This window comes from Pseudomonas sp. PK-RTE-24, from assembly GCF_054052265.1.
The window spans coordinates 2,151,451-2,164,069 of sequence record NZ_CM133224.1; the positions used below are offsets into that span (position 1 = coordinate 2,151,451).

The window sequence follows — 12,619 nt, forward strand, 5'->3', positions numbered from 1 at the left end:
GTTTTAGGTCAGTAGCTCAATTGGCAGAGCGACGGTCTCCAAAACCGTAGGTTGGGGGTTCGATTCCCTCCTGACCTGCCAGATTCACTCGGTGTGTCTGGCTTTCTTTTCACAGGATCTTCATAGATGACTCCTAAAGCTGAAGCTCAAGGCTCTCGCTTCGATCTGCTCAAGTGGCTTGTAGTAGTCGCTTTGGTAGTTGTTGGCGTTGTTGGCAATCAGTATTACGCTGCTTCGCCGATCCTGTACCGTGTACTCGCTTTGCTTGCCATTGCTGCTGTAGCTGCCTTTGTAGGCTTGCAGACCGCGAAGGGCAAGTCTTTCTTTGTACTGGTTAAGGAAGCTCGCACCGAGATTCGTAAAGTCGTGTGGCCAACTCGCCAAGAAACCACGCAGACCACGCTGATTGTCGTGGCTGTTGTTCTGGTTATGGCGTTGCTGTTGTGGGGTCTTGATTCCCTGCTCGGCTGGCTTGTTTCCTTGATTGTCGGCTAAGGGTGTCCCGTGGCTAAGCGTTGGTATGTTGTGCATGCTTACTCGGGTTACGAGAAGCATGTGATGCGCTCGCTGATCGAGCGCGTAAAGCTGGCTGGCATGGAAGATGGCTTCGGCGAGATTCTGGTTCCCACTGAAGAAGTGGTTGAGATGCGTAACGGCCAGAAGCGCAAAAGCGAACGGAAGTTCTTTCCAGGCTATGTGCTGGTCCAGATGGATATGAACGAGGGTACTTGGCACTTGGTCAAGGATACTCCTCGGGTGATGGGTTTTATCGGCGGTACCGCTGACAAGCCTGCGCCAATTACAGATAAAGAGGCAGAAGCGATTCTGCGTCGCGTTGCTGATGGTAGCGACAAGCCGAAGCCGAAGACTTTGTTCGAGCCGGGCGAGACGGTACGTGTCAATGACGGTCCATTCGCTGATTTCAACGGCGTTGTGGAAGAAGTTAACTACGAAAAGAGCCGGATCCAAGTGGCAGTGCTCATTTTCGGTCGCTCTACTCCGGTGGAGCTCGAGTTCAGTCAGGTCGAGAAGGTCTAACTGGACAAGCAATCCCAACCCCGCAGCCTTAGGCTGTGGGGTTTTGTCGTCACTGGGATAAACGCGCAAGTAACCGGGGAGCCTTTCGAGGCGTTCGAACCCGTAATTGGAGTGCCTCATGGCCAAGAAGATTACCGCTTACATCAAGCTGCAAGTGAAGGCCGCTCAGGCTAACCCAAGTCCACCGGTTGGTCCTGCTCTGGGTCAGCACGGCGTGAACATCATGGAATTCTGCAAGGCTTTTAACGCCCGTACCCAGGGTCTTGAGCCAGGTCTGCCGACTCCAGTGATCATCACTGTCTACAGCGACCGTAGCTTCACTTTCGAAACCAAATCCACCCCTGCTTCGGTTCTGCTGAAGAAGGCGGCCGGTCTGACCAGCGGTTCCGCTCGTCCGAACACCGTTAAGGTTGGCACCGTTACCCGTGCTCAGCTGGAAGAAATCGCGAAAACCAAAAACGCGGATCTGACTGCAGCTGATATGGATGCAGCCGTGCGTACTATCGCCGGTTCTGCTCGTAGCATGGGCCTTAACGTGGAGGGTGTGTAATGGCTAAGCTGACCAAGCGTCAAAAGGCTATCGCCGGCAAAATCGAAGCAGGCAAGGCCTACAACATTGTAGACGCCGCTGCTCTGCTGGCCGAGCTGTCGACTGTCAAGTTCAGCGAGTCGTTCGACGTTGCTGTAAACCTGGGTGTAGACCCGCGTAAATCCGACCAGGTTGTTCGTAGCGCTACTGTGCTGCCACACGGCACTGGCAAGACCGTTCGCGTTGCTGTGTTCACCCAGGGTCCAGCTGCTGAGGCCGCTCTGGCTGCCGGCGCTGATCGTGTAGGTATGGACGACCTGGCTGCCGAAATGAAAGGCGGCGACCTGAACTATGACGTAGTGATCGCATCCCCGGATGCCATGCGCGTTGTAGGTCAGTTGGGTCAGATCCTCGGTCCACGTGGCCTGATGCCTAACCCTAAAGTCGGCACCGTAACTCCAGACGTAGCCAACGCGGTCAAGAACGCCAAGGCTGGTCAGGTTCGTTATCGCACCGACAAAAACGGCATCATCCACACTTCCGTTGGCAAGATCGGCTTCGACGCCGTCAAGCTGAAGGAAAACGTTGAAGCCCTGATCGCTGATCTGAAGCGTATCAAGCCAGCTTCCTCGAAAGGTATTTACGTCAAGCGCGTTACCCTGAGCACCACTATGGGCCCAGGTCTGGTTATCGACCAGAGCTCGCTCGACGCGTAAGACAAAGGTTGGCGCGGATTGTCGCGCCAATTGAAAGATTGGGGTCCCTGCCTGGCGGGGGCTATCCAAGACCGTAGGCGGCGCAAGCCTTAAACCTCAAGCCTACGCAGATGGTGCTCCCGGTTCCTTACCGAATCAGACACCAAAACGACATTCGGTTCCGATCGAATGAAACGGTAACAAGCAGGAGTTAAACCCGTGGCAATTAATCTCGAAGACAAGAAGGCCATCGTCGCTGAAGTCAACGAGGCTGCCAAAGTCGCTCTGTCCGCTGTCGTGGTTGATGCACGTGGCGTAACAGTAGGCGCAATGACCGGACTCCGTAAAGAGGCTCGTGAAGCTGGCGTTTACGTACGTGTTGTACGTAACACCCTGCTCAAGCGCGCTGTTGCTGACACTCAATACAGTGTCCTCAACGACGTGTTCACCGGCCCGACCCTGATTGCATTCTCGAACGAACATCCGGGCGCTGCTGCCCGTATCTTCAAAGAGTTTGCCAAGGGTCAGGACAAGTTCGAGATCAAGGCAGCTGCGTTCGAGGGCAAGTTCCTCGCAGCTAATCAGATCGACGTACTGGCAACTCTGCCGACCCGTGACGAAGCAATTTCTCAGCTGATGAGCGTGATTCAAGGCGCAACCAGCAAATTGGCTCGTACTCTGGCGGCAATTCGCGACCAGAAAGAAGCTGCCGCAGCCTAAGGCTCGTCACTTTTCGCGTTTTTTGTTTATTTCGATGGTCGCGTAGGCCGTCCCCCAATTCAGGAATTGAGTCATGTCTCTGACTAACGAACAAATCATCGAAGCAATCGGCCAGAAATCCGTAGTGGAAATCGTTGAGCTGATCAAAGCGATGGAAGAAACCTTCGGTGTTACCGCTGCTGCCGCTTCGGCTGGCCCAGCTGTAGCTGCTGCTGCTGTTGAAGAGCAAACCGAGTTCAACGTTGTTCTGCTGGAAGCTGGCGAGAAGAAGGTTAACGTGATCAAGGCAGTTCGTGAACTGACTGGTCTGGGCCTGAAAGAAGCCAAAGAGAAAGTAGACGGCGCTCCTCAGGTTGTAGCTGAAGGCGTTTCGAAAGAAGCGGCTGAAGACGCCAAGAAGAAGCTGGAAGAAGCAGGCGCTAAAGTCGAGCTGAAGTAAGCATCGACTTTGCTCCTCCAGCCCGAGCGTCAAGCGACAGGCTGATGGCTGGTGGCTCTTGCCACCGGCCTTTTTCCGTTATTGGCAGCCGACTGGGTCGGTGCTGATAAAGGCGCTGTAACCACCCGATGCGGTGGCGCAAACCATGGGGTTTGCACGATTTTCTGGCTGCTCCCGTCGGGAGGGGCCAAACAAGCAGGTGACCAAGCTGGGGAACGCTGATGGCTTACTCATATACTGAGAAAAAACGTATCCGCAAGGACTTTAGCAAGTTGCCGGACGTCATGGATGTGCCTTACCTCCTGGCCATCCAGCTGGATTCGTATCGTGAATTCTTGCAAGCGGGAGCGACTAAAGATCAGTTCCGCGACGTGGGCCTGCATGCGGCCTTCAAATCCGTTTTCCCGATCATCAGCTACTCCGGCAATGCTGCGCTGGAGTACGTCGGTTATCGCCTGGGCGAACCGGCATTTGATGTCAAAGAATGCGTATTGCGCGGTGTAACTTTCGCCGTACCTTTGCGGGTAAAAGTGCGCCTGATCATTTTCGACAAAGAATCGTCGAACAAAGCGATCAAGGACATCAAAGAGCAAGAAGTCTACATGGGTGAAATTCCCCTGATGACTGAGAACGGTACCTTCGTAATCAACGGTACCGAGCGTGTTATCGTTTCCCAGCTGCACCGTTCCCCGGGCGTGTTCTTCGACCACGACCGCGGCAAGACGCACAGCTCCGGCAAACTGCTTTACTCGGCTCGCATCATTCCTTACCGCGGTTCGTGGCTGGACTTCGAATTCGACCCGAAAGACTGCGTCTTCGTGCGTATCGACCGTCGTCGCAAGCTGCCGGCCTCGGTACTGCTGCGCGCACTCGGTTACACCACCGAAGAAGTGCTGGACGCGTTCTACACCACCAACGTATTCCACCTGAGCGGCGAAACCCTCAGCCTGGAACTGGTGCCATCGCGCCTGCGTGGTGAAGTTGCGGTTCTGGACATCCAGGACGAGAAGGGCAAGGTCATCGTTGAGCAAGGCCGCCGTATTACCGCGCGCCACATCAACCAGATCGAGAAGGCCGGTATCAAGACGCTGGACGTGCCACTGGACTACGTCCTCGGCCGCACCACCGCCAAGGCTATCGTGCACCCGGCTACCGGCGAAATCCTGGCCGAATGCAACACCGAGCTGAACACTGAAGTCCTGGCAAAGATCGCCAAGGCCCAGGTCGTTCGCATCGAGACCCTGTACACCAACGACATCGACTGCGGTCCGTTCGTCTCCGACACGCTGAAGATCGACTCCACCAGCAACCAACTGGAAGCGCTGGTCGAGATCTATCGCATGATGCGTCCAGGCGAGCCGCCAACCAAAGACGCTGCCGAGACCCTGTTCAACAACCTGTTCTTCAGTCCTGAGCGTTATGACCTGTCTGCGGTCGGCCGGATGAAGTTCAACCGTCGTATCGGTCGTACCGAGATCGAAGGTTCGGGCGTGCTGTGCAAGGAAGACATCGTCGCGGTACTGAAGACTCTGGTCGACATCCGTAACGGTAAAGGCATCGTCGATGACATCGACCACTTGGGTAACCGTCGTGTTCGCTGCGTAGGCGAAATGGCCGAGAACCAGTTCCGCGTTGGCCTGGTACGTGTTGAGCGTGCGGTCAAAGAGCGTCTGTCGATGGCTGAAAGCGAAGGCCTGATGCCGCAAGACCTCATCAACGCCAAGCCAGTGGCTGCGGCGGTGAAAGAGTTCTTCGGTTCCAGCCAGCTGTCGCAGTTCATGGACCAGAACAACCCGCTGTCCGAGATCACCCACAAGCGTCGTGTCTCTGCACTCGGCCCTGGCGGTCTGACTCGTGAGCGCGCAGGCTTCGAAGTCCGTGACGTACACCCGACTCACTACGGTCGTGTCTGCCCGATTGAAACGCCGGAAGGTCCGAACATCGGCCTGATCAACTCCCTGGCTGCGTACGCTCGCACCAACCAGTACGGCTTCCTGGAAAGCCCGTACCGCGTGGTGAAAGAGGGTGTGGTCACCGACGAGATCGTGTTCCTGTCCGCTATTGAAGAAGCCGATCACGTGATCGCGCAGGCTTCGGCGACCATGAACGAGCAGAAAGTCCTGATCGACGAACTGGTTGCCGTACGTCACCTGAACGAATTCACCGTCAAGGCGCCGGAAGACGTCACCCTGATGGACGTTTCGCCGAAGCAGGTTGTGTCGGTTGCAGCGTCGCTGATTCCGTTCCTCGAGCACGACGACGCCAACCGTGCGTTGATGGGTTCGAACATGCAGCGTCAGGCTGTACCGACTCTGCGCGCTGACAAGCCGCTGGTAGGTACCGGCATGGAGCGTAACGTAGCCCGTGACTCCGGCGTTTGCGTCGTGGCTCGTCGTGGTGGCGTGATCGACTCCGTCGACGCCAGCCGTATCGTGGTTCGTGTTGCCGATGACGAAGTTGAAACCGGTGAAGCCGGTGTCGACATCTACAACCTGACCAAATACACCCGCTCGAACCAGAACACCTGCATCAACCAGCGTCCGCTGGTACGTAAAGGTGATCGGGTTCAGCGTAGCGACATCATGGCCGACGGCCCGTCCACCGACATGGGTGAGCTGGCACTGGGTCAGAACATGCGCATCGCGTTCATGGCATGGAACGGCTTCAACTTCGAAGACTCCATCTGCCTGTCTGAGCGTGTGGTTCAGGAAGACCGTTTCACCACGATCCACATTCAGGAACTGACCTGTGTGGCCCGTGACACCAAGCTTGGCCCAGAGGAAATCACTGCGGACATCCCGAACGTGGGTGAAGCTGCACTGAACAAGCTGGACGAAGCCGGTATCGTTTACGTAGGTGCTGAAGTAGGCGCAGGCGACATCCTGGTGGGTAAGGTCACTCCGAAAGGCGAGACCCAGCTGACTCCGGAAGAAAAACTGCTGCGTGCAATCTTCGGTGAAAAAGCCAGCGACGTTAAAGACACCTCCCTGCGCGTGCCAACCGGCACCAAAGGTACTGTCATCGACGTACAGGTCTTCACCCGCGACGGCGTTGAGCGTGATGCTCGTGCACTGTCGATCGAGAAGTCCCAGCTGGACGAGATCCGCAAGGATCTGAACGAAGAGTTCCGCATCGTTGAAGGCGCGACTTTCGAACGTCTGCGTTCCGCACTGGTAGGCCACAAGGCCGAAGGCGGCGCCGGCCTGAAGAAAGGTCAGGACATCACCGACGAAGTACTCGACGGTCTTGAGCACGGCCAGTGGTTCAAACTGCGCATGGCTGAAGATGCGCTGAACGAGCAGCTCGAGAAGGCTCAGGCCTACATCGTTGATCGTCGCCGTCTGCTGGACGACAAGTTCGAAGACAAGAAGCGCAAACTGCAGCAGGGCGATGACCTGGCTCCAGGCGTGCTGAAAATCGTCAAGGTTTACCTGGCAATCCGTCGCCGCATCCAGCCGGGCGACAAGATGGCCGGTCGTCACGGTAACAAGGGTGTGGTCTCCGTGATCATGCCGGTTGAAGACATGCCGCACGATGCCAATGGCACCCCGGTCGACGTGGTCCTCAACCCGCTGGGCGTACCTTCGCGTATGAACGTTGGTCAGATTCTCGAAACCCACCTGGGCCTCGCGGCCAAAGGTCTGGGCGAGAAGATCAACCGGATGGTCGAAGAGCAGCGTAAAGTCGCTGAACTGCGCACTTTCCTGGACGAGATCTACAACCAGATCGGCGGTCGTAACGAAGATCTGGACAGCTTCTCCGATCAGGAAATCCTCGATCTGGCGAACAACCTGCGTGGCGGCGTTCCAATGGCCACTCCAGTGTTCGACGGCGCCAAGGAAAGCGAAATCAAGGCCATGCTGAAACTGGCAGACCTGCCGGAAAGCGGCCAGATGCAGCTGACCGACGGCCGTACCGGCAACAAGTTCGAGCGTCCAGTTACCGTTGGCTACATGTACATGCTGAAGCTGAACCACTTGGTAGACGACAAGATGCACGCGCGTTCTACCGGTTCTTACAGCCTGGTTACCCAGCAGCCGCTGGGTGGTAAGGCGCAGTTCGGTGGTCAGCGTTTCGGGGAGATGGAGGTCTGGGCACTGGAAGCATACGGTGCTGCTTACACTCTGCAAGAAATGCTCACAGTGAAGTCGGACGATGTGAACGGCCGTACCAAGATGTACAAGAACATCGTGGATGGCGATCACCGTATGGAGCCGGGCATGCCCGAGTCCTTCAACGTGTTGATCAAGGAAATTCGTTCCCTCGGCATCGATATCGATCTGGAAACCGAATAACACGTGACGCGAATCGAGAGCGGGGCAGGATTGCCCGCTCTCTGCTCCGCCAGGAGGAAAGGCCTTGAAAGACCTACTGAATTTGCTGAAAAACCAGGGTCAAGTCGAAGAGTTCGACGCCATCCGTATCGGATTGGCCTCGCCGGAGATGATCCGTTCGTGGTCGTTCGGTGAAGTTAAAAAGCCGGAAACCATCAACTACCGTACGTTCAAACCTGAGCGTGACGGCCTGTTCTGCGCCAAGATCTTTGGCCCGGTAAAGGATTACGAGTGCCTGTGCGGTAAGTACAAGCGCTTGAAGCACCGTGGTGTGATCTGCGAGAAGTGCGGCGTTGAAGTTGCACTGGCCAAGGTTCGTCGTGAGCGCATGGCGCACATCGAGCTGGCTTCGCCGGTTGCCCACATCTGGTTCCTGAAGTCGCTGCCGTCCCGTATCGGCCTGCTGATGGACATGACCCTGCGTGATATCGAGCGCGTTCTCTACTTCGAGAGCTATGTCGTTATCGATCCAGGCATGACCACCCTTGAAAAAGGTCAGCTGCTGAACGACGAACAGTACTTCGAAGCGCTTGAAGAGTTCGGAGACGATTTCGACGCCCGCATGGGTGCCGAAGCTGTCCGTGAACTGCTGCACGCTATCGACCTGGAGCACGAGATTGGCCGTCTGCGCGAAGAGATTCCGCAAACCAACTCGGAAACCAAGATCAAGAAGCTGTCCAAGCGTCTGAAGTTGATGGAAGCCTTCCAGGGTTCCGGCAACCTGCCAGAGTGGATGGTGCTGACCGTTCTGCCGGTTCTGCCGCCAGATCTGCGTCCACTGGTCCCGCTGGATGGCGGTCGTTTCGCGACCTCCGACCTCAACGATCTGTATCGTCGAGTGATCAACCGTAACAACCGTTTGAAGCGCCTGCTGGATCTGTCGGCTCCGGACATCATCGTGCGCAACGAAAAGCGCATGTTGCAGGAAGCGGTCGATGCATTGCTCGACAACGGTCGTCGTGGTCGCGCTATCACCGGTTCCAACAAGCGTCCTCTGAAATCCCTGGCTGACATGATCAAGGGTAAGCAGGGTCGTTTCCGTCAGAACTTGCTCGGTAAGCGTGTTGACTACTCCGGTCGTTCGGTAATTACCGTAGGCCCGACCCTGCGTCTGCACCAGTGCGGTCTGCCGAAGAAGATGGCTCTCGAGCTGTTCAAGCCGTTCATTTTTGGCAAGCTGGAAATGCGTGGTCTGGCGACCACCATCAAAGCGGCCAAGAAAATGGTCGAGCGCGAACTGCCAGAGGTTTGGGACGTTCTCGCTGAAGTGATTCGCGAACACCCGGTTCTTCTCAACCGTGCACCGACCCTTCACCGTCTGGGTATCCAGGCGTTTGAACCGGTACTGATCGAAGGTAAGGCTATCCAGCTGCACCCGCTGGTCTGCGCCGCGTACAACGCCGACTTCGACGGCGACCAAATGGCCGTGCACGTACCGCTGACACTGGAAGCCCAGCTCGAAGCGCGTGCGTTGATGATGTCGACCAACAACATTCTGTCGCCAGCCAACGGTGAGCCAATCATCGTTCCGTCGCAGGACGTTGTATTGGGTCTGTACTACATGACTCGTGAAGCGATCAACGCCAAGGGCGAAGGTCGTGTGTTCGCGGATCTGCAGGAAGTCGACCGTGTGTTCCGTGCCGGCGAAGCTGCACTGCACGCCAAGGTCAAGGTTCGTATCAACGAAACCGTCAACGACCGTGACGGCAACAGCGTGAGCGGTACCCGTATCGTCGACACCACTGTCGGCCGTGCGCTGCTGTTCCAGGTTGTGCCAAAAGGTCTGTCGTTCGACGTCGTCAACCTGCCGATGAAGAAAAAGGCGATCTCCAAGCTGATCAACCAGTGCTACCGTGTGGTTGGTCTGAAAGAGACCGTGATCTTCGCTGACCAGTTGATGTACACCGGTTTCGCTTACTCGACCATCTCCGGCGTTTCGATCGGTGTTAACGACTTCGTTATCCCGGATGAAAAAGCCCGCATCATCGGTGCAGCCACCGACGAAGTGAAAGAGATCGAGAGCCAGTACGCCTCCGGCCTGGTAACCCAGGGCGAGAAGTACAACAAAGTGATCGACCTCTGGTCGAAAGCGAACGACGAAGTTTCCAAGGCGATGATGGCCAACCTCTCGAAAGAGAAAGTCATCGACCGTCACGGCGACGAAGTCGACCAAGAGTCTTTCAACTCGATGTACATGATGGCCGACTCGGGTGCGCGGGGTTCCGCAGCACAGATTCGTCAGCTGGCCGGTATGCGTGGTCTGATGGCCAAGCCGGACGGTTCCATCATTGAAACGCCGATTACTGCGAACTTCCGTGAAGGTTTGAGCGTACTTCAGTACTTCATCTCGACTCACGGTGCTCGTAAAGGTCTGGCGGATACCGCGTTGAAAACTGCGAACTCCGGTTACCTGACTCGTCGTCTGGTAGACGTGGCGCAGGATCTGGTTGTAACCGAGATCGATTGCGGCACCGAACACGGTCTGCTGATGACTCCGCACATTGAAGGCGGTGACGTTGTAGAGCCGTTGGGTGAGCGCGTATTGGGTCGTGTCATTGCCCGTGACGTATTCAAGCCAGGCACCGAGGACGTCATCGTTCCTGCCGGTACTCTGGTAGACGAGAAGTGGGTCGAATTCATCGAGCTGAACAGCATCGACGAAGTGATCGTGCGTTCGCCGATCAGCTGCGAAACCCGCTATGGCATCTGCGCCAAGTGCTACGGCCGTGATCTGGCTCGTGGTCACCAGGTGAACATCGGTGAAGCGGTCGGCGTTATCGCTGCCCAGTCCATCGGTGAGCCGGGTACCCAGCTGACCATGCGTACGTTCCACATCGGTGGTGCGGCAAGCCGTACTTCCGCAGCCGACAGCGTTCAGGTGAAGAATGGCGGTACCGTCCGTCTGCACAACCTGAAGCACGTTGAGCGAGTGGATGGTCACCTGGTTGCTGTGTCCCGTTCCGGTGAGCTGGCAATCGCTGACGATTTCGGTCGTGAGCGCGAGCGTTACAAGCTGCCGTACGGTGCTGTGATTTCGGTTAAAGAAGGTGACAAGGTCGACGCTGGCGCAATCGTGGCCAAGTGGGATCCGCACACTCACCCGATCGTTACCGAAATGAAAGGTACCGTGACCTACGTGGGCATGGAAGAAGGCATCACGATCAAGCGTCAGACTGACGAATTGACCGGTATGACCAACATTGAAGTACTCGACGCGAAAGATCGTCCTGCAGCGGGCAAAGAAATTCGTCCTGCAGTGAAGATGGTCGACGACAACGGCAAGGATCTGTTGCTGCCAGGCACTGACGTAATCGCTCAGTACTTCCTGCCAGCCAACGCCCTGGTCGGTGTGGCTGACGGTGCGAAGATTGCGATCGGTGATGTTATCGCTCGTATCCCGCAGGAAACTTCGAAGACCCGTGACATCACCGGTGGTCTGCCGCGTGTTGCCGACCTGTTTGAAGCGCGTCGTCCGAAAGAAGCGTCGATTCTGGCTGAAGTCAGCGGCACCATCGCGTTCGGTAAAGAGACCAAGGGCAAGCGCCGTCTGGTCATTACCCCGAACGACGGTAGCGATCCGTACGAAGAGCTGATTCCGAAGTGGCGTCACCTGAACGTCTTCGAAGGCGAACAGGTAAACCGCGGCGAAGTTATCTCCGACGGTCCAAGCGATCCGCACGACATCCTGCGTCTGCTGGGTGTGAGCGCGCTGGCCAAGTACATCGTCAACGAGATCCAGGACGTTTATCGTCTGCAAGGCGTGAAGATCAACGACAAGCACATCGAGACCATCCTGCGTCAGATGCTGCGTAAAGTTGAGATCTCCGAGTCCGGCGATTCCAGCTTCATCAAGGGCGACCAGATGGAACTGACTCACGTTCTGGTCGAGAACGAACGTCTGAGCGCGGAAGACAAGTTTGTCTCCAAGTTCACTCGCGTTCTGCTGGGTATCACCAAGGCGTCGTTGTCCACCGAATCGTTCATCTCGGCGGCTTCCTTCCAGGAAACCACTCGCGTACTGACCGAAGCGGCAGTCACCGGCAAGCGCGATTACCTGCGCGGCCTGAAAGAAAACGTAGTCGTGGGTCGTCTGATCCCGGCCGGTACCGGTCTTGCCTATCACAGCGAGCGCAAGCGTCGCCGTGATGCCGACAAGCCGTTGCGCGTAAGCGCCAGTGAAGTGGAAGCTGCACTGACCGAAGCGCTGAACTCGAGCGGTAACTGAGTTCTGCGATAAACGAGAGTGAGGCCCTGATCGCTCCGTTCGTCGAATCGAGACATCAAGTCAAGGTTCGATGGGCGGGGAGGTCGGGGCCTTGCCTTGACTGGAATCAAGATCCTCTTTAGACTCTTGATCCCCTAAATTTGGCGGGAATTCGTTCCTGCCATTTTGCTTTTCTTGCAAGACAATAGCGTCGCAAGACAACAGTGGAGCTAGTAGATGGCAACTATCAACCAGCTGGTACGTCAGCCGCGTAAGCGTATCGTCGAGAAATCCGACGTACCTGCGCTGCAGAACTGCCCGCAACGTCGTGGCGTGTGCACCCGTGTGTACACCACCACGCCGAAAAAACCTAACTCGGCACTGCGTAAAGTATGCCGTGTGCGTCTGACCAACGGTTTCGAGGTTTCCTCGTACATCGGTGGTGAAGGCCACAACCTGCAAGAGCACAGCGTGGTACTGATCCGCGGCGGTCGTGTAAAAGACTTGCCAGGTGTTCGTTACCACACCGTTCGCGGCTCCTTGGATACTTCCGGCGTTAAAGGCCGTAACCAGGGTCGTTCGAAGTACGGTACCAAGCGTCCGAAGTAATCGGCCGTTTTGCAGATTTTTATTTTATTGAGTCGATAAGAGTAAGGTCGG

The 12,619-nt window shown here is 56.4% G+C and carries 9 protein-coding genes and 1 tRNA gene; all 10 read left to right on the forward strand.

The window, feature by feature from the left end:
- Positions 1-5 precede the first annotated feature (5 nt).
- The 10 genes from ACV8MC_RS09535 to rpsL all read left to right on the forward strand — a co-directional run bounded on the left by ACV8MC_RS09535 (position 6) and on the right by rpsL (position 12,568).
- A tRNA-Trp gene (locus tag ACV8MC_RS09535) sits at positions 6-81 on the forward strand.
- A 45-nt stretch (positions 82-126) separates the two neighbouring features.
- Positions 127-495, forward strand: coding sequence for a preprotein translocase subunit SecE (gene secE / locus ACV8MC_RS09540; protein ID WP_016772937.1), 369 nt, complete (start codon positions 127-129; stop codon positions 493-495).
- Between the two features lie 9 nt (positions 496-504).
- Positions 505-1,038 (forward strand): transcription termination/antitermination protein NusG, encoded by a 534-nt coding sequence (gene nusG, locus ACV8MC_RS09545; RefSeq protein ID WP_007957598.1) that lies wholly within the window; start codon positions 505-507, stop codon positions 1,036-1,038.
- A 118-nt stretch (positions 1,039-1,156) separates the two neighbouring features.
- A complete protein-coding gene (rplK, locus tag ACV8MC_RS09550; RefSeq protein WP_003176435.1) occupies positions 1,157-1,588 on the forward strand; it encodes a 50S ribosomal protein L11 in 432 nt (143 codons plus the stop codon).
- On the forward strand, positions 1,588-2,283 hold the full coding sequence (rplA, locus tag ACV8MC_RS09555; protein ID WP_024014523.1) for a 50S ribosomal protein L1: 696 nt from the start codon (positions 1,588-1,590) through the stop codon (positions 2,281-2,283). Before rplK ends, rplA begins: the two co-directional genes overlap by 1 nt.
- Before the next feature lie 198 nt (positions 2,284-2,481).
- Entirely contained in the window at positions 2,482-2,982 is a 501-nt protein-coding gene (rplJ, locus tag ACV8MC_RS09560) for a 50S ribosomal protein L10 (protein ID WP_008081912.1), read from the forward strand.
- Positions 2,983-3,055: 73 nt separating this feature from the next.
- Complete coding sequence (gene rplL / locus ACV8MC_RS09565; protein WP_007962228.1) at positions 3,056-3,421, forward strand: 50S ribosomal protein L7/L12; 366 nt, start codon at positions 3,056-3,058, stop codon at positions 3,419-3,421.
- Between the two features lie 221 nt (positions 3,422-3,642).
- Entirely contained in the window at positions 3,643-7,716 is a 4,074-nt protein-coding gene (gene rpoB, locus ACV8MC_RS09570) for a DNA-directed RNA polymerase subunit beta (RefSeq protein WP_016772939.1), read from the forward strand.
- A gap of 64 nt (positions 7,717-7,780) precedes the next feature.
- Positions 7,781-11,980 (forward strand): DNA-directed RNA polymerase subunit beta', encoded by a 4,200-nt coding sequence (rpoC, locus tag ACV8MC_RS09575; RefSeq protein ID WP_016772940.1) that lies wholly within the window; start codon positions 7,781-7,783, stop codon positions 11,978-11,980.
- A 216-nt stretch (positions 11,981-12,196) separates the two neighbouring features.
- Positions 12,197-12,568 (forward strand): 30S ribosomal protein S12, encoded by a 372-nt coding sequence (gene rpsL / locus ACV8MC_RS09580; protein WP_003186084.1) that lies wholly within the window; start codon positions 12,197-12,199, stop codon positions 12,566-12,568.
- Positions 12,569-12,619: the final 51 nt, after the last annotated feature.

What these genes read in the sequence shown, in the direction of transcription:
- secE (WP_016772937.1), top strand. Translation starts at nt 127, where the DNA reads ATGACTCCTAAAGCTGAAGCTCAAGGCTCTCGCTTCGATCTGCTCAAG.
- rplK (WP_003176435.1), top strand. Translation starts at nt 1,157, where the DNA reads ATGGCCAAGAAGATTACCGCTTACATCAAGCTGCAAGTGAAGGCCGCT.
- rplA (WP_024014523.1), top strand. Translation starts at nt 1,588, where the DNA reads ATGGCTAAGCTGACCAAGCGTCAAAAGGCTATCGCCGGCAAAATCGAA.
- rplL (WP_007962228.1), top strand. Translation starts at nt 3,056, where the DNA reads ATGTCTCTGACTAACGAACAAATCATCGAAGCAATCGGCCAGAAATCC.
- rpoB (WP_016772939.1), top strand. Translation starts at nt 3,643, where the DNA reads ATGGCTTACTCATATACTGAGAAAAAACGTATCCGCAAGGACTTTAGC.
- rpsL (WP_003186084.1), top strand. Translation starts at nt 12,197, where the DNA reads ATGGCAACTATCAACCAGCTGGTACGTCAGCCGCGTAAGCGTATCGTC.